18 protein-coding genes are annotated in these 18,029 nt (G+C 34.0%); 3 read left to right on the forward strand and 15 right to left on the reverse strand.

Going from position 1 to position 18,029, the window contains the following annotated elements; all coding sequences use genetic code 11:
* Window positions 1-3: 3 nt before the first annotated feature.
* The 15 genes from B5X53_RS00610 to B5X53_RS00675 all read right to left on the reverse strand — a co-directional run bounded on the left by B5X53_RS00610 (window position 4) and on the right by B5X53_RS00675 (window position 15,620).
* Window positions 4-2,025: a UvrD-helicase domain-containing protein gene (locus tag B5X53_RS00610; protein WP_157822066.1), complete on the reverse strand. Its 2,022-nt coding sequence runs from the start codon at window positions 2,023-2,025 to the stop codon at window positions 4-6.
* Entirely contained in the window at window positions 2,018-3,838 is a 1,821-nt protein-coding gene (locus B5X53_RS00615) for an ATP-dependent nuclease (protein ID WP_079711289.1), read from the reverse strand. The genes B5X53_RS00610 and B5X53_RS00615 overlap by 8 nt, the downstream gene beginning before the upstream one ends.
* A gap of 12 nt (window positions 3,839-3,850) precedes the next feature.
* Window positions 3,851-7,093 (reverse strand): Eco57I restriction-modification methylase domain-containing protein, encoded by a 3,243-nt coding sequence (locus B5X53_RS00620; RefSeq protein WP_079711290.1) that lies wholly within the window; start codon window positions 7,091-7,093, stop codon window positions 3,851-3,853.
* A gap of 35 nt (window positions 7,094-7,128) precedes the next feature.
* Window positions 7,129-8,538 (reverse strand): RNA-binding domain-containing protein, encoded by a 1,410-nt coding sequence (locus tag B5X53_RS00625; RefSeq protein WP_079711291.1) that lies wholly within the window; start codon window positions 8,536-8,538, stop codon window positions 7,129-7,131.
* The gene (locus tag B5X53_RS00630) at window positions 8,538-8,747 is read right to left on the reverse strand and encodes a helix-turn-helix domain-containing protein (protein WP_079711292.1); all 210 of its coding nucleotides are present in this window, start codon (window positions 8,745-8,747) and stop codon (window positions 8,538-8,540) included. Before B5X53_RS00630 ends, B5X53_RS00625 begins: the two co-directional genes overlap by 1 nt.
* Window positions 8,748-8,963: 216 nt before the next feature.
* Window positions 8,964-9,434: a beta-barrel fold lipoprotein gene (locus tag B5X53_RS00635; RefSeq protein WP_079711293.1), complete on the reverse strand. Its 471-nt coding sequence runs from the start codon at window positions 9,432-9,434 to the stop codon at window positions 8,964-8,966.
* Window positions 9,435-9,451: 17 nt separating this feature from the next.
* Window positions 9,452-9,844 carry a hypothetical protein gene (locus tag B5X53_RS00640; protein WP_143533224.1) on the reverse strand — a complete coding sequence of 131 codons (393 nt, stop codon included), beginning with the start codon at window positions 9,842-9,844 and terminating at the stop codon, window positions 9,452-9,454.
* Window positions 9,845-10,797: 953 nt separating this feature from the next.
* Complete coding sequence (locus tag B5X53_RS00645) at window positions 10,798-11,094, reverse strand: helix-turn-helix domain-containing protein (RefSeq protein WP_101023008.1); 297 nt, start codon at window positions 11,092-11,094, stop codon at window positions 10,798-10,800.
* A 110-nt stretch (window positions 11,095-11,204) separates the two neighbouring features.
* Complete coding sequence (locus tag B5X53_RS18970; RefSeq protein ID WP_157822065.1) at window positions 11,205-11,342, reverse strand: hypothetical protein; 138 nt, start codon at window positions 11,340-11,342, stop codon at window positions 11,205-11,207.
* A 2-nt stretch (window positions 11,343-11,344) separates the two neighbouring features.
* Entirely contained in the window at window positions 11,345-11,644 is a 300-nt protein-coding gene (locus tag B5X53_RS00650) for a hypothetical protein (protein WP_079711296.1), read from the reverse strand.
* Window positions 11,641-12,456: a hypothetical protein gene (locus B5X53_RS00655; RefSeq protein ID WP_143533225.1), complete on the reverse strand. Its 816-nt coding sequence runs from the start codon at window positions 12,454-12,456 to the stop codon at window positions 11,641-11,643. The genes B5X53_RS00650 and B5X53_RS00655 overlap by 4 nt, the downstream gene beginning before the upstream one ends.
* Complete coding sequence (locus tag B5X53_RS00660; protein WP_079711298.1) at window positions 12,374-13,108, reverse strand: hypothetical protein; 735 nt, start codon at window positions 13,106-13,108, stop codon at window positions 12,374-12,376. Before B5X53_RS00660 ends, B5X53_RS00655 begins: the two co-directional genes overlap by 83 nt.
* A gap of 134 nt (window positions 13,109-13,242) precedes the next feature.
* On the reverse strand, window positions 13,243-13,503 hold the full coding sequence (locus tag B5X53_RS00665) for a helix-turn-helix domain-containing protein (protein ID WP_079711299.1): 261 nt from the start codon (window positions 13,501-13,503) through the stop codon (window positions 13,243-13,245).
* A gap of 150 nt (window positions 13,504-13,653) precedes the next feature.
* Window positions 13,654-14,550 carry a hypothetical protein gene (locus B5X53_RS00670; protein WP_101023007.1) on the reverse strand — a complete coding sequence of 299 codons (897 nt, stop codon included), beginning with the start codon at window positions 14,548-14,550 and terminating at the stop codon, window positions 13,654-13,656.
* Window positions 14,547-15,620 (reverse strand): site-specific integrase, encoded by a 1,074-nt coding sequence (locus B5X53_RS00675; protein ID WP_079711301.1) that lies wholly within the window; start codon window positions 15,618-15,620, stop codon window positions 14,547-14,549. The genes B5X53_RS00670 and B5X53_RS00675 overlap by 4 nt, the downstream gene beginning before the upstream one ends.
* 511 nt (window positions 15,621-16,131) lie before the next feature.
* On the opposite strand from B5X53_RS00675, the gene B5X53_RS00680 reads away from it, so the two are divergent.
* The 3 genes from B5X53_RS00680 (at window position 16,132) to B5X53_RS19250 (ending at window position 17,176) form a co-directional block, all read left to right on the forward strand.
* Window positions 16,132-16,443 carry a hypothetical protein gene (locus B5X53_RS00680; protein WP_079711302.1) on the forward strand — a complete coding sequence of 104 codons (312 nt, stop codon included), beginning with the start codon at window positions 16,132-16,134 and terminating at the stop codon, window positions 16,441-16,443.
* On the forward strand, window positions 16,371-16,586 hold the full coding sequence (locus B5X53_RS18825) for a phage integrase SAM-like domain-containing protein (protein WP_143533226.1): 216 nt from the start codon (window positions 16,371-16,373) through the stop codon (window positions 16,584-16,586). The genes B5X53_RS00680 and B5X53_RS18825 overlap by 73 nt, the downstream gene beginning before the upstream one ends.
* A gap of 452 nt (window positions 16,587-17,038) precedes the next feature.
* A complete protein-coding gene (locus tag B5X53_RS19250; RefSeq protein WP_232764003.1) occupies window positions 17,039-17,176 on the forward strand; it encodes a tyrosine-type recombinase/integrase in 138 nt (45 codons plus the stop codon).
* The last annotated feature ends 853 nt before the right edge of the window (window positions 17,177-18,029 follow it).

The raw sequence follows: 18,029 nt of genomic DNA on the forward strand, positions 1-18,029 counted from the left end.
AACTTATTGCTTCCTCTGTTTTTTAATTTGAATGACATCCCAGTCATTTTCATTTATTTCTTTTAAGAATAGTTCAGCCCGGGAATTATCAATAGCAAAACATAGAAGGTGAGTAGGTCTTGAAAAACCCACGTAAGCCATTCTTGCAGATTGAATTATTTTCTCAACGCTTCCTCCTTTATAATTATTTAGATACTCTCTTATAGGTGTTCCTAATATTTGATTTCGTAAACGTTCTGATTCATAGCTTCCAGCTCCTCTGCTAAAAAAGGTTTCTAAATATAACGTTGCAGTATGGGTTTGACCTTTTACAGAATGAATAGAACTTACATTAACACGAAAACCATTTTTTTCAAAGAACTGTGTATCTTCATCAGGAATTTCAACGTCAATATTTGTTGATGATTCATTAATAAATTCTTCCGAGAACTTAAGTTGCCTATCGAAGCTGTTAAGAAATTCTGGTACATATGCCCTTATTTCTTTTAGTACTAGACTTATTTCGCCCGTTTTAAGTCCAAGACACCAATTATATAATTTAAGTTTTAGAGAGTCATACTCTTCATTATCTAAATCTTTAAAATACTTAATTAATTTAGAAATTGTAAAAACTCTGGAGTACTCGTCTCTTATACCTTCTAAGTATAATATCTTATTGAGTGCATTAAGTATAGACTTACGGTACGGACCTAGTGTATAACTCCTATTTTCAATAAACTTTAAATAATCTTCTAAAGTGTCGTAGTCAATTTTTTTTGACTTACCGTTTGTTTTGAAATTTTCCCAGTAATCAGATATACAAATCTTATTGACATCATTGTGATGTTTTCTCCACCCTATTGCCTCATATTTATTATCCTCGTTGGCTATGATTAGACCATCATCTATTAATTCTTTAATTAGATCAGAAAATACTGGAATCACATCGGTTTTTCTTTCAATATCGTAACAGATTAATTTAGGCTTTATGGTTAATTGGTTACCATTAGTATCTGTCATTCTACCTTCAACTTGAGTTGAAGTCAGTGAAAACTTTTCAACGATTTTAGCAATAGGAGCACTTAGTCTATGACTTCCATTGATAAATACTTTTTCTGAGCGCTGATTCCATATTTCATTTACATCTAAAGATTTTGAGTATATAGATTGGTTTACATCACCTAACCTCTGATAAAAAGAAATACTATTTTCGCTAGCAAAGATTCTTTCTAACAAATCAAACTGATGCTTCTCCATATCTTGCATTTCGTCTACAAAAACATACTTAAACCTATTTTGGATAAGATTTTTGTATGAAGGTATTTCAGTTAAGATTAGATCAGCAAGTAAGTAGGCATCATCATAGCATAAAACCCCTGCTTCTAAAACTTTTAATTTTGTTTTATATAACCAATCGGCTATTCTATCAAGTTCATTTTTATTGAATTTTTCTTTTCTTGGTGTAGGTGTTTTTATTACTAGAGGATCCCCAGATATGGACTTAGCAAGTCGAAATAAACCATCTTCAAGTACAAATCTTATAGAGAAAAGTACATTGAAATTTGTATTATAATAAATAGCATTTTTCTTTTCTTGAGTGTCAAAACCTGTTTTATTATAATAAAAAATTCGACCTATTGTCTCGTTATATATTTCATCATCTATTCGTACTGGCCTTTGTTTATACTTGGTTACATATGCAGGTATTGCTAAAAAAACATCGGTAAAACTTTGTATTGTTCCAACAAAATTAGGGTGAGAAAATAGCATAGGGCAATGATGTCCTATTTTATTTTTAATTTCATCAATGGCAGCATTTGTATGAGACAAGATTAGAATTCCTCTATTTTTTTCAAGAGGTAAATGTCTTTCTAAAATCAACAATTTTGCTAGTAAAGCAGTTGTTTTTCCGCTGCCTGGAACTGCTTGTAAATCTAAAGTTTTAAAATTTTTTATAAAATTTAAACGCTCTTGATCAAAAGTCTGCCCTGATTTTAACAATAAGGATTCTGTATATGCTATGTCATCTGGAGTTACTTCAATCATTGCAGACATACTTTATAGCATCTACTAAATATTTTATACCAGCATCGTCTTCTGCAATCGCACATACCGTTTGTTTCTCAATTTTTGATGCCACTTTATATGCTAACTCAGTTTTGTATAGTGTTTTATTTATTAGTTTTTTCCCTAATTCTGCTTCAATATTATTAGGCTCTATTTTTTGGTGTACTTCCATAAGTGCTTCTATAAATATAGTTTTGAGCGATGGTGATTTTAATAAGGCATATTCTAATGTCCAATGTCTAGCTATAAAAGATTTCACATTGTCTTTATCAAACTTAGCTTTCAACTTAGTAATTTCTGCAATTGATTCTGTTTCTACACTGCTCATATCCTTTTTTGTATATACCTTATGAGGCTTACCATCTTCACCAGTCATTATTGTTTCCTGGAAAGCTCTAATGTCAACATCTGTAATAACAGCGACAGGAATTTCAATTTTATTTCGGAGGTTTTTCTTCCTTAAATAAACTTTAGCATAACGCTGAAATGCAGTACTCGCCACATTTACTATAGAGACTCCCGCCTCTGTTAAATTCTTTTGAATTATATTTTGCTCTTTTAATCTTTGCGCTATTGCTGGTAATAATATTTCTTCAGACCATCCTTCGACCATAATTACACCTTTAGCAAAAAATAGATTAGCTTTGGTAGCATCTAGAAATCGTTCCAAGAATTCATAATCTCCATTATCTAATTGGGTATACTCTTTACCCATAGGAAAGGCATAATTATTACTACATAAAATAAGGTTTTCTAACTTTATCTTAGAACCAAGATTAGGACTGTGCGTTGTTAGTACCAGTTGAATCTCTGTGTCTTCCTGTAGCGCTTCAATAATTTGCATTTGCGCCTGTGGATGGAGGTGAGCCTCTAATTCTTCTATCAAACCAAGTCTTATGCCTGTCCAGTTTTTCTTACGTAAGTGTAATAATTCTGAGGCCATAAATAACCGATTTAGAGTTCCAAGACCTGGATTAATCTCGTCCTTTATAGACAGTTCTAGTTTCTCCAAAATATTTTTAAGATTATTACCTTTAACCCCAAATAACGACTCCTTTTTTTCATCGTAAAAAGATCTAATATAGCCGTCTATCTCTTTCTTCAATTCCTTTCCCTTTTGCTCGACAGACGGCAATGGCACACCGTTGTTTGCAAAACCTAAAAAATATTTTTCGACCGAGATGTTGAAATCATTAAAGAGGCCTACTAACAGGTGATCATTGTTTCTTCCTCTAAACGCTTCGTGTTCTTGAAGAATTTGAGTAAGTCTTGAGTTTATTCGAGGTACAAGTTCTGATTGGGCATTTCTAAGAGGTTTTAAATATGTTGTTTTTATAAACTCTCTTGCTTCCGCAGTTAGTTGATAACCAACTGGATCAACTCCTGCTTTTACGTCGGATGGGAATATTCTGTTATCCGCTATATTTCTTCTTACATCATAAATCAAACGTAAAAAGCACTTTGCTTCTTCACCTACCTTTTTGTCCCAGCCCAGCCATTCAGTAAAATGTTTAGCTTCCTCTGGATCTAAATCTACAAGAATAAGCTCTATCCTTAGCCTATCAGATTCCATATAAAAATCGTCATTTGCAATTTTTAACCAATCGTAGCTATGAGTTTTAAGAACCAATTTGATAGCATCTATAATTGCTGTTTTTCCAGAATCATTTTGACCAATGAGCACATTTACTCCCTTAGAAAAATCTAAATCAAGGTTTGGTTCTGCCAAATTAAATGGAGCTAAATTTCCATATTTTCTAAAATTCCAAAGTTTTAAGTTTTTTAAATACATATCTTAGATTACCTATGATGCTTCAACAATTTTAATTTCCTCTTCCGTCAACCCATACAAACCATAAACCATCTGGTCAATCTCATGTTCAGTGTTGTAAATGTGAGCTTGCAGGTCTTGCGCTTTTTTCTTATTCTCTTCAAAGAGTTCCATCCATTCAAACTCATCTTTTTTAGTAAGTGTAGTTATAGGATCAAGGTTTTCCTTGGTTCTAATTTTATTGGCCGATTTTATTGCTTTGTTCAGTTCTTTAATGAATGTTGAAAAATCTAAATCATTCCAATTTTCAAGTTTTCTCTGAAGCCTGTTGAGATGCAATACACTTTTAAAATAGTTTTGAAACCTATTTTTTAATATTTGAAGGTCATTGACATTACTCATAATCTTATCAGTAGCTTCAGTAAAATATTCTTCATTTTTAAATTCAGGAATTGGAATTTGCTCAAAATATTGAGGTTTCACTTCAATATACCCACCGCTTCTTACGACACATATAGATTTCAGAAACTCCCACACTACTTTGGAGTTAAGAACACATAAAAGCGTGCGGTTATCAGAAGGGAGGAATACAGCAGGTGCATTTACATAAGTGCCTTTTGTATCTAAACAGAACTTATTAGAATTTTGAAGATTTGGAAAGATAATTTTAGGCATTTCAAACAAATCATAATAAGCACAATTTCTCAATTCCCACCAGTAATCCCCTTTGTCATACCTTTTTTTTGCAGGTTCAATAAAAGGTGTTAAGTTTTTGAAGATTTTGGGATAATCATTTTTTAAAGACTTTAATTTATCATCTTCAGTTTCCAAATTTGGATATACTTCATTAGTCCATTTACTCTCGAACAGTATAAGATTTTGGGTTGCCTCTTGAGTACTCCATTTTTTTATTTCTTTACCTTCAAATATTGGTTTTATATGATTTTTATTACAAATATCTTCTTGAATTATAAATGCCTCATTAAGGCCGGTTATAAGGCCTCTATAAGACTTCCCAAATATTTCTTTTACGGTTTTAAGAGAAGCTAATTTTCTAAATAATTTACCCTTCTCAGCAGATAGAAAAGACCATGAGCTTACATTAAGGCTCTCCTGTAATACATCGATACTTTGGTGAACTTCAATATTTACTACGCTGTTTTGAGATGATTTTGGGATTTTAATATATTTAAACTTGTTGCTTTTTGAATCTTTTTTATCGAGTATTATAATTACGGGATAGGTAGTTGCTCCATCAAATATTTGCACTTCTGTAAAATCAATATATTCCTGGAATCGTGTTTCTGTATTCAAATAATTTCTTAGAACATTACCAGCTGTAGTTTTATCAAATGTATTTGATATGTAACCCATTAAACCATTTTCATTAATAAGGTTTGAACCTAACTCGTAGAAGTAAGCGAATAAATCACTAGCTGGATGAAATACCTTATAATTCTTTTCAAAATAGGGGATAAAATCAGACAACAGCTCTGCTCTTACATATGGAGGGTTACCAATCACGACATCAAAACCACCCTTTTCAAATATATCAGTAAACTCTTGATCCCACGTAAACGCTTTATTACCGGCCAAGGCCTTATTTTCTATAAGGCTATTACCGCATTTGATATTGCTGCTTAAATCGTTAAGTTTTCTACGTGGTTGAGCAGTTCGCAGCCACAAGGATAGCTTTGCAATTTCAACACTTTCCTCGTTCAGATCTACTCCGTAAATGTTGTTTTCCAATATAGTATTCTCAATGTCCGGAAACTGTAAACCCCCTCCCAGAACTTTTGCTTTTAGTTCATCAATGTATTTATGTTCCTTTATTAAAAAGTCAAGTGCTTGGTTTAAGAATGCTCCAGAACCACAGGCAGGATCACAAATAGTTATTTGTAATAACCAATCACGATAGTTGTCAAGAATTTGAACCAGCTTTTCGATGGTTGATTTGTTACGGTTTTTACGTCCTTTGAAATATTGCTCTTCATCAAACCCTAACTCCTTTTTCTTCTCGTTACAGAGCTTACCTATTGTATTTTCTACAATGTATTTAGTTATATATTTGGGAGTATAGAATACACCGTCTTTTTTACGTTTGGTGGATTGCTTATCAAAATCGCCACCTTCAATCTCTGCATTTATACTTTCTATCTCATTCAGCGAATTCTCGAATATGTGACCTAATATGTTGACATCCACCTGACTTTCAAAATCATAATTTGATAGATTGAGAGTGTGTTTATAGAGCAAATCATTATCTATCTCTAAAGCATCAAGAATATAGTCTGTCTTGAATAAACCACCATTGTAGGCATAGATTTCTGCACGTTTCTCCGTCCCCTTGCGCCCTCCATCCAAAAAATTGAAATACTGCTTAAAAAGGTCATATAAAGGTCGCTCATCACCAAAATCCCAGTCGTCCTTCCATTTATTTAAAATTTGGCGAGTAGAATTTGAAGGTAATAGCATTCTGTCTTCAGCGAAAAAGATGAATAAGAATCGATCAATTAATTTCTGAGATTTTTTAAATAAAGTTTTCCTTACATTTTTTTCAAGTCGGAGGACATCTTCGTGGTCTTCTATATTCTCAATTTGGGAAAGTTTATTCTTTACAGTTTTTGAGTTGTTTTTGATAAGATCTCGATATAACTCACGCTTGAATAGTGAATAATCTTTATAGAATTTTTTAGTGATTTCCTCTTCTTCAGCAATAGAAGCTTCTTTGACTTTTAAAGGAATATTATTTAGAACCTTATCCTTTTGTAAACATAGATATAGGAGATTGAATTTTTCTTTGGTAAGAGAAAATAGATCGAACTCTTCAAATTCAGTAGCATCCTTAATGTAAAAGCGAAGCTTTTCAAAATTTGAGGTGACCACATACACACATTCGTTATTGTTAGCTTTATAATCAAAAGCCTGCTTTCTTATACTTTCGAGATCTTTAGTATTAGTTCCCTTCAACTCAATTACACCAATTGCTGAATCTTCTTTTAGGATTGCACCATCTGCCTTACGAGCATTTTTTTCATTTTTAAATTCAGTCGTAAGATTCGAATCTGGATTAGGGAATAGGGTATAACCTAAAATATTGACAAACAATTCATTTAAGAAAGTTGCCTGGTATTGTTCTTCTTTTGCCTTTTTAATATTTTCCTGAATAGAAGTATTCCAGAAGTATTTTTGATACTTTTTAAATGCTTTTTCTACAGCTGAATCATCAAGTTGTGCGAGGTATGATTTAAGTACCGAAGTTTGAAATAATGCCATTAATTATGTAGTAGTATATTTATAATTTGAATTTCTTAGCTGTTGGTTAGTGTGTAAAAAGTAGCTCTTCCCTTACCTTTACGTTCAATTAGTTCCTTATCCAGTAAGTCTTTAAATACCTCTTTAATTTTTGTTTCTCCCAATTTTAATAAGTGAACAGCTTCTTTCCTGACTATTTGCTGATGGTCCAGTAGGTATAGTAGTAATTGTTTTTCTTCTTCCGATAATCGGTCGTAATCGGTCGCAATCGGTCGTAATCGGTCGTAATCGGTCGCAATCGGTTGAACTTCGGCTTTTATCGTTTGCAAATTATCCTGCGAACGAATGATTTCAATATCCATAAAATCATTCTTTTCATTTATTTTAGGAGCAGGTAAACCATACTCTTTGCAGGAATTAATAATACGGTTAATGCCGCTTCCCCATTGTTCGATAAGCCCCAGCTCTTTAAAAATGTTGGCTATAACCCGGTTTCGGCTTTCACTACGCCCATTGAAGATATCCTCAATGGTAATATTACTAGGTAAACTTCCTGGAGAAACAATATTAACCACATCATCATATACACCAACTTTAATATCGCGCCCACGATTTATATAATCGCGGTGGATTATTGCATTAACCAAAGCTTCACGAATAGCAACTTCTGGAATTTCATAAGCTTCTTTACGATAAAGTCCGTTTATTTCTGCTCCGAGATTGATATGGTTCAGAATAAAATGCTGCGTGTTTTCCAGGATAGAAAAAATATCTCCGGTGTATTCTTTTTTATCAATGAATACATCCATTGTTTTTCCTTTAAACCGGGCACATTTTACCATACAATGAGGAAATTTGCCCAGTAAAATCATTAGGGAATTAGTGGGGTAAAGGATGTTATTTTCAGACTTAACTAGTTTAAGATTTTGTAGCTTTTCCGGGTTTAGAGGCCTACCGATTTTATCAAATTGATCAAACAAAGGGGAAGTATCTAAATCTTCAAAAGTAGTTTCATAACAAATTTCTTCATCAAAACTGATATGCCGTTTCTGACGTTCCAATTCATTTATATTCTCCAGGTCTGCCAACCTGTTAGTAGCACCAATCCTTATATATGTTCCATTGGCTTTTCCCTGGTTTTTCAGGAAATATGGTTTTAGATTTCCCCGAACCACTTCAATAACCAGAACAAGTTTATTTTCAATGTTTACGCTGTAAATTTCCGGTATAATATTGGGGGAACATTGATCTGAGATTATGGAAGCAATTTTATCCTGTATTTCAAAAAGAGCAATATCTTCTATACCCACAATTTCACGTTTATCATTTACCCCAATAATCAGTTTACCACCTGCTGTATTGGAGAACGCAAGTACTGTTTTAGCAATGTTGGTATTTTTAGGAAGCTTTTCTTTAAGCTCCAGTGTTTTACTCTCTCCTTTTTGTATCTGTTTCGCTAAATTCATTAATTCTCCAGGGGACTTGTTTTTGTACTGACTATTAATTCTTTAATATCAACATCCAGGATTTTTGATATATCAGCAAGAACTTCCAACCTGGGTTGTTGCCGGTTTTGGGCATAGCTATTTACCATATTATAACTTTTACCCAATTTTTCGGCTAGCAAGGTTTGTGTAATTCCTTTCTCTTCCAGGACTTCTTTTATACGGTTCATTGTAGGGATATAAAACTAAAGTAGTTAAAAAATGTTAATATCTCATTTTTTGATATAAAAAAAACCCATCAATGATTTGAGGGTTTAATTTGAATCTAGGGGCATTCCGGTAAATCATTCCTTAAAATGCTGACTTCCTGAGGGAAAGTCATAGGTGAAAACATCGCAGGGGCTCTCCTGCGAGTGTCTGGATTTTAAATTAGAATAATATTGTGGTTACATATATTGTTCATCTGCAAAATATAACCAATCAAAATAATGAGTTTTAATGATATCATTATTGATGGAAATTTCTTTTGTGTCAATTAACTCTCCATTTTTATATATTTTAAAAGTAACATCAAGGGAAAGTTCTTCTTCCAGGTCAAAAGGAATAGCTTGATATATAACGCGGATATTAGTGGTAGGGTCTTCAGTGCTATATGAAAATGAGCTGGAAAAATGTTGACCTTCTGAATTTGATAGTTCTGGATCAACTTCGGCACCGGTTTCAGTATTTTCCCACCCTACAGGAGATCCGGCAAAAGAAATTTCTTGTTCGAATTTATCTGTATCGCCTGATTGTAGAAATTCAACGGTAAATTTACTGGTTTTAGCTTCTTCTTCTCCTGGAAGATCATCTGAAGAATCACTGCTACATGAAAAGAAGAATAGCAAGGCAGGTAAAAAATAAATAATTTTTTTCATAATAAAATTAGTTAAGGTTAAAATTGAGAAACAGCATCTTTTTTCAAAAGTGCGCTGATATAATTAATCTCGAAAAGGTTAAGATTTGAACAGGGTAGTTTTTCAAGAATAGAATTCGTGTCTATTCCGGATCTTATATTTTCAGGAATTGGGTTAGGATAGTTGAGAATATAATCGTGAAAATCAATTTTAAAATCGGAATGCATCTTTCCCTCTTCAGTTTCCTCAAAATCCCATATCCCGTCTTTGATGAATTGAATAAGAATATTCTGGATTCTGGGAATTTCATATTCATTGAGTCCGGCCAATATCAGCTCATAAGCCTTTTGGGCATCCTCTGGGAATTTTGCAAGGATTTTTAAAATTTCTAATTTCTCATAACTGTAATTGAATGTTTGTAAGTGATTCATAGGCTTAATTTTAAAGGTTAAATTCAGCCTTTGATCTTGAAGTCCAAGCATAAAAAAGCGTGGAACTGCCACAAGTCGGTCTTAAAGGTATCGCCAAACACCCGCACACCAAACAAGAGCAGCCCACGCAGAACGTGGGCGCCTTGCCTTGATATTGGTGTGCATAAAAACTTGGCGATTTTTTAAGACCAAAATCAAAAGCTAAACGCTTAAGAATATTTTATTTTAAATATTTTTTATTCTATAGTTTTTATTTTAAAGAATTATATTATTTAGTTTTTATTTTTACTTCTTAGTTTACAGAGAAACCAAGAATATTTCCTTGGGTTATTGACCAAAGATAAGAATTGTTTTTAATTTTGTTTTTGAGATCAGAATAATGCGTATTATAAAGCACCGTAAAGTTCTTCCCCTTGTGTTGGTCATAAGTGTTTCCCAAAGTGATTAGTAGTCCAATTAAAATTTTTGAGTCTCGCATTGATTGATATTTATAAAACCAAGATGAACTTATCCTTTTAACTCAAAATAAGTTTTATGTAATCTGTTTGTTTTATTTCTTTTATATTGGCTAATTAAAATTGCTGTTCTCATGTCTTTAATTTTTGGTGGTTCGTTTTAAGAGTGCAGGTTCGACTCCCAACCTAGAAAAAGGGGGTTGGATTCCTACACTGAGAATGTACTACCTCTGTTTTCACTGGCTTCTTATGGATAATAGTAACATGTCGGTCACGCTCTCCTATTTTTCTTATTTATTTTGCAGTTAAACATTCCCTCTTCATTCTCTATTTTCTCCAGCAAAGCTGGCAAGGCCGTATTTGACAATTGGCAAATTGTCATTACAAATACACATCTTGCAGACCATTTTCCGTAAATTAACATTTAGCCATTTTACCCGCGCGAACAGATAGTGGAATATTCCTTTCATGTACGCGCGTAGTGACTTGCGGAAAGTCTTACATTTCGTTACCATCTTGAAAATATTCTTTAAGGTTTATGATCCTATACTTGTGCCGGTATTTGACCAAAATTTCTATTTCAAATCCCAGCTGGGTTAATAGGTTAAAGTACCGGTGAACGCTTTTCCTATGGATATCAACATGATTTGCACACTCTGCAATAGTCCTATAATCATTCAGGAACTTAATAAGCTTCAGAGTTCCTTCCACTCTTCCTTTATTGCGGATCTTCTCTTTTGATTTTTCCATGATCCGGGTCTCTGTTTGTGGTGTTATACCGAAATTTGATTTCATTTCTTGCTGTTTTTAGCGCTCTTTAGCCTCATTTTGCAAGTCTTGAACCCTTATCCTAGTCTTATCCTTGTTGTTGAAATTTCATTCTCTCGATTGACCGTTACAAAACCTTAAAAGAACCGGCTGTTATGTTCCTGCAGGAAGTCCTTCGCTTCTTTTTTCCATTGGCTTTTTTTCTTTTTGCCCTGGATATTATTTTCCTTTTTAGGATTGTAACCTGAAAGTTTTGTTCTTTTCCATTTTCCCATAATCAATTCATCAGGTGTTTAGCGGTTATACTTCTCCGGTAAACATGATCCAATATTATTTCCCATTCTCCCAGGTTCTTAGGATCATAGTAATAGAACCAGTACGATTCAAGCTCCTGGAAGGATTCAAAGGATAGCAGGTAATTAATTAACCTCAGCGCGGCTTCATCTGGCACCTCTTCAGCATTTGCCCTTCTCAGAAACTTATCCGAAATCTTAGCCAGGGAAAGAACAGCATCGCCTAAAACTTGCAATCTTTCTTCGCAGTTCACTCGGTTTGATATGTACTGAATGCTTCTCATAGTAGGTCCTGCATTTCTTTTTCCTGGGCAATAAGCTTTCTGAAAAAGGTTTCAACGGTCATATAAATACACAAGTAGCTGTCTAACTTTTCTCCTATCTGGATACCTTTAAGCTTGTAAATTCTTCTTCGCTTTGCAAAAACACCCATTTCTTCAGCTGCTTTGTACATTCTTTTTACCACTTTTCTTCTATACTTTTCCTTGAAAAGTTCGGTATGAGAGGGAAGAAATCCTCTTGAGTACATGTACCAATAAGCTTCATAAATCTGTGATTTTGTCCAGCTCCTGAAAAGTTTTCCTGTTTCTCGATATTCTTTAAAGCACTTATTAACAAGAACCTTCTTTGCCTGGTGCTTATCTTCAAAGCGAGTAGGAGGACAACTTCTGAGGGTTGTACGCTTCCATTTTTCGTATTTTATCAGAACCGTAGTAACAAATTCAGCATTGAACAGCTGATAATGCTTTGTAGGCTCTCCATGGTAACCGTATCGATCAATCCTGAAGGCATAATCAATTTCTTCAAGAGATAGCGTTTTATAAAGCGTGACAATCATTTGAGCAATATCCCTTTTGTTAATCGGGTGGATTGGATCCTTAAGTCCCGTGAGATTTGCCACTTTAGTTAAAATTACTGCTAATCCATCTTGAAATTTTTTCTTTTCATGCGCATCAGATAAATTCATATCTCTGATTTTAAGAAGGTTTCTGGACCTTCTTAAAAATTCGATTTCAGTTAAAGTCGTATCCTGAGCTATCGAGATTTTCTCCGACAACTGCTGGTGTCTGACGGTTAATTCTTGAGGTGTTTCCATTTTGTTGTGATTTTTGTGGTGAGTTATTAAAATTCTGCATTCTGGTAAGCCATCCGCTTGCTGCAGCTTCCCATTTTTTCATCTTTGATTTTCCTACTTTCCAGCCTTTGGATTCATAGTGGTTAATAAACTTTTCTGATTCTTTGTCAGCTTGTTGATCTTTTAAACCTTTTTCAGACATATAATTATAAACCTCATCAACTGACGGGGGCGAGAAACCTCTAGTTGTTTTTTGGTCTTTTTGTTTATCTGTCTGTTGTATTATTATACTATCAGTGATCTGTTCAGTGCTACTACAGTGTTCTGTACTGTGATTCATCAGTGATTTATCAAGTGATTCGTTTAGTGATCTGTCAAATTTTGATAGACCAATAATGTTTGCCTGATACTGATTTTCACTTTTTTTATAAAGGATAAAGAATTTCCACTGTAGAATTTCCCTGAAAGCTTTGATGTAGGTATTGTAAGATTTAATACCGGCCCCTTCCATCGCTAAAGAAGATGGAAAGCCAAACTTATCTTTCCAGCCTAATCTATTATTATGCTCTAAGGCGAAATAATAAATAGCATGGTGAACAGGTTTTACCTTATCTGGATTATCAAACGCATGATTGAACCATGCTCTGTTGTAGTCGAAAATTGAATGGCTCATACGGGCGAGATTTGAAGATTATTCTCAGCCGTTAAGTCAAATTTAGGTATATTTGTCATGCCGTTATTGTTTTGTGGTGAGACAATATTTTAAAACCCGTCATAGGTCTGAGGAACCTTATTGACGGGTTTTTTTTATGCCAATGAGTGAATAGCGGCTTTGCTTTTTATCTCCGCATTGGAAGAAACCTTATTGCGCAATAGCCAGTTTTCAATCTCTGTAGTTTTAAAATAGATCTTTTTCCCGTCTGGTTTATAGTGCGGGATATCTCCTCTGTGAGTGAGTTTATACATCCAAGATTTTGAAAGTCCTGTGTACTCACAAGCTTCTTCAAAACTTAGAACAGGTTTTAAAAAGTAGAGATCCTTAGCGAGTTTTTTAGATTCTTTATTCATGTCGAACTGTTTACAAATAGTCAATGACTTTGCGAAAAGCCGCTATTAATGATTAATAACAGTTCGAAATTAGGCAGGGAAAAGAAAAGAAAAACAACGTGGGTAACCCGTGGGTAGTTACCGTATTTTGAGGAAAGGTGAAATAATTGATTAATACAGTTCTTGCTGCATTACTTGAAGCTCTTGCTCAGCTTCCTGAAGCGATCTTTGGTAATTGGGAAAGTGGGCTTTTAGGTAAGAAATGACCTTTTTTATCTTTGCGATTCTGGACGGCTTAAGTCTATTAACTGGCTTAAGATTCTCACTGTAGTATTTACGTATATTGGTTGAGCTTGCGCCGCTGGTAATGTTCGAGAAATGCTCCCAGTCTCCTTTTCCAGGAGTACCATTTATAAATTTATATTCCTTTGATTCTACGAAATAATGAGCAAGATAAGCAGTCTCCAATGCTGAGAGGTTTATATTATTCGACTTCCGGCTGTTAACGTTTTCATCTTGGATGGATTCATCATCTGTTTTTGGTCGCTTAGGTAGGAAGTTCCAGAAAGCGGTCTCTTTTAACTCGTCTGCAGTGTCGGGTAAAAGATAAATTTCATAATATTTTTCCCCAAGCTCTAAGCTGCCTCCTAAGTCCTTAAGTACTTTTGAAAATAAAAATTCCCTCGTTAGTTCACTGGACAAACGAAAGTTGTATTTATAAGGTTTTCTGTATAAATCATTAAAGAAATTATAATATTCTTCGTGAAAACCTATTCTTTTGATGATCGTCAGTTCCTTTCTAATAAAATCAAACTCATCAGCATAAGGGTAGTTTTCCTCGAATGTTTTCAATCGAGAATTATAGAGACCCTTATAAGTTTTTAGCGCGCATCCGGCAAAATATTCTTTATTCTTTAAGTAGTAAGAATATTCATCTTGGAAAGAAAGATTTATGAAATCGGTAACATCGATTATGTTATATCTTAATCTAAAATACTCTTCCCCTCTCTCAAGTATTTCCTTCTTGAACATTGATGTCTTGGGAAAATATGTGTCATTGTATTTCATATCTCAATTTCTGGAAGGTTATTAATAGCCTCATCTTTAAGCCGCTCCACATGATTTAAATACTTTAAAGTGGTCTTTGTTGAAGCATGGCCCATCGCATCCGCTACGCTCTTTAAATTAGCTCCATTCATCAGCAACAAACAAGCGAAGCTGTGCCGGGCACAATAGAAAGTAATTTTCTTATCGATATCAGCCCGCTTCAGCCAGTGTTTCAGATTTTTATTAACAGCATTATGACTGATCTTGTTAATATCGAAAACATTCTCCTCCTTTTCCCCTGGCTCCCCTAAAAGACGAAGGGTTGCGGGGCTCAACTGATTGTTTATTGTGGATCCTGTTTTCTTCCTTTTTGTTACCAGTCGATCCTTTTTAATTTCACCCCACTTTAAATCATTGACCTCTGCTAATCCTAATCCAGTATAGCAACAAAACAAGAATGCTTTCTTTACTTCCGGGTTCCCGCAATGGGTTTTGGATAGTATGCGCAATTCATCAATTTCAAGAATCTCTTTTCTCAGGTTGTCTTCCTTATTTGGATTCTTGAAAATAATGTCAATCGTCGGCATTTCAGAAAGCAAACCTTTAATCTTAGCGCTTCTCAGTAGCTTTTTAAATCGAGTGAAGTAATTGTGCGGTGTTTCTCCTGATAGATCCTCAGAAGCAAGAAGAAAGTCTCTGTAACGCTCCATGAGTTCCGGTGTGATATCAGAAACGTATAAGCTTCTAGCATCAATCATTTTCTTAAACATCTTGACGGCCGCCTGTACTATCCTATGGTCGCGTTTGGTGTATTTATCTAGAAAATCATTTGAGAAATCCTCAAAACTGACCTCTCTCAAATATTCCGGGGTATAACTGGTACCCTTGCTGATCAGTTTTATTTGTTCCTGGGCAGCTCTCTCTTCAGCAATGCGGGTTTTTTCCCTTCGATTTAATGGGGTATCTTTCTTCGGACCTTTGGTAATAACTTTAATCCCAAGAAATTTATAGGTTCGTTTCCCGTTCTGGTAAATATCCAGATAGAAACTTTTACCATTCTTTATTTTCTTCTCTCTGAGTTGGACTGACATTGCTTATAGTAACAAACGAGTAACAAAGATAATACAAAAAAAGGAAAGTAAGAGAAAACAACCTAATCTAATTAAGCCCTAAACCGTTGATATACTTACTCTTTAATTACATTTTGTTTTCCTTTGTTTTCTTGGTTCAGTTCCCGCCTCGAGTACTTTTTAAGTACTTCAAATAACACCAAAACTCCGTAAAACTCACTGTTTACGGGGTTTTTCTTTCTACAATATCAAATAATATCATTTAATTACATCTAAAAGGTGTCTAATTCGGTAACACTTAAAGAATGAAAATAAGTGCGCCCGAATTACATACAAAGGCCTATTAAATAAGTGTTTACGGCTTTGGTAATATATTTATTTCAGCTAAATTTATTTCAATTTAAAAGCTAAAAAGGATGCAAGATTTAATGTCAGTATTGTTTTATGTAAGAAAGAGTAAGGATAAAAATGCTACTCACACCACAGTTACCTTAGAATCACTTACGAAGGAAAACGAGCTGAAGCCCGTACAATGCGAAAAGTTTTTCTTTCAAAATGGAATGCGAAAGCTAACAAAATAAATGGTTCTTCAGCTGAGGCTAAGCAAGTAAATAGAAATCTTGATATTATAAAGAATAAGGTGTATGAGGTTTATCAGAGATTAAGAGAAAATGATAACGAGATAACAGCAGTAAAAATTAAAGACGAGTTTTTTGGGAAAAACATAGATGACCATAAAATTCTAAAAATTTTGAAGATCATAATTCAAGAATGCAAAAACTGGCTGGAAAAGATTATTCCTTTAGAACACTGCAGCGCTACAATACAACCAAAAAGCACCTAAATGATATTATTTCATCGAATTATAAATCAGATGATTTTCGGGTAAAAGATATTGACTCTAAGTTCATTAATAGTTTTATTTACTATCTCAAAACTGAACTCAACCTCGCTCACAATTCAGCTTTAAAATATTTAGCCTATTAAAAAAAATTGATAGGATTGCTGTAGCCAATGGTTGGCTGGAGAAGGATCCATTTTATAATTTAAAACTAAAACGCAAGGTAATTGACCGGGAATTTTTGTCTAAAGAAGAAATCATTAGAATAATGGGAAAAAGCTTCACTATCCCCAGAATGGAACAAGTGAGAGATGCTTTTCTATTCTCGTATTATACTGGATGTGCTTATTCTGATATTGCCAAGCTCACTTCTCAGAATATTATTAAAGGAATTGAGGGCTCACAATGGTTAAAGTATAAGAGAACAAAAACCTAATCACTTAGTAGCATTCCTGTTGACAATTCTGGAAGAGCTTATTAAAAAGTATAAAAACTTCGAAAACCCTAAAAGCACCTTGTTACCGGTGTTATCAAATCAAAAAACCATAGTTATTTTAAAGAAATTGCCGATGTATGCGAGATTAGAAAGAAACTAACATTGCATGTTGCCAGACATACATTTGCCACCACTGTTACCCTTTTAAATGGTGTTCCTATTGAAAGTGTTAGTAAAATGCTTGGGCATAGATCAATAAAAATCACTCAACATTACTCAAAAATTTTAGATGAAAATTGAGCGAGGATATGAATAATTTGAGAAGCAGTATGGCTGCTGACGGCAACAAATAAAACTTATTGAAAATCGAGAAATGCGGGAAAAAATTTATTTCTGAGATTCTATGCGACTGCAGAATAAGGTCGTATTTAAAATCATTTACTTTTTTCATCTGGAGCATTTTTCTTTTATTTTTCAGTATTAAGACGACTGTAGCTCAGGATAAATAAGAAGTCATGTCATTTTCATTTACTTCTTCCAGCGCCATTACCTTTTGATGATCTTAATCTTCAGGCTTTGAAATTAAAGAGGAGTTATAAATAGCGCAGCGGTTTATGCACTCCGGTTAATTTAAAAGCTTGTTCCTTGGCAGCAAAAGGTAAGATGTGGTAAGAAGCATTTAAAGAAGTTCTGAAATCCTGATCGGTGAGTTTAGTGACTATCAAGCGGACTTGAGGCAAAAAGCTTATCCTATCATTTTATCTACCACTTGTACTTCATAGCTTTTGGGCTCGTGTCCAAGACAATTGTAATGAACCTCTTTTTCTGCAATGGAACTTTTGTGAAGTGGAAGGAAGTGGTGAAAGGTTTGCAGAATTATTCTCCAATACAGAAACATTATTAATATGTAGACTCAAAATTATCTAATTGTCACCGCTCTATTATGAGAGTTAATGCAAGTATTCAAGTTTTCATTCGGTTTGTCGTGAAACTCTTTAAACTTTCTTTAAGGCGAAATGAAAAGGATTCTGTTCAGCAATCCGGGAAATGAAAAATCTTTCAGTATTTGCCCTTTAAAATTTCCTTTTCCGGAGCTACGCCATATCATTTTATGACGCAATAACATCCGTACATATAAGATAATTCAAAATTG

The sequence above is a fragment of the Salegentibacter salinarum genome (assembly GCF_900168115.1).
GTDB classification, from domain to species: Bacteria; Bacteroidota; Bacteroidia; order Flavobacteriales; family Flavobacteriaceae; genus Salegentibacter; species Salegentibacter salinarum.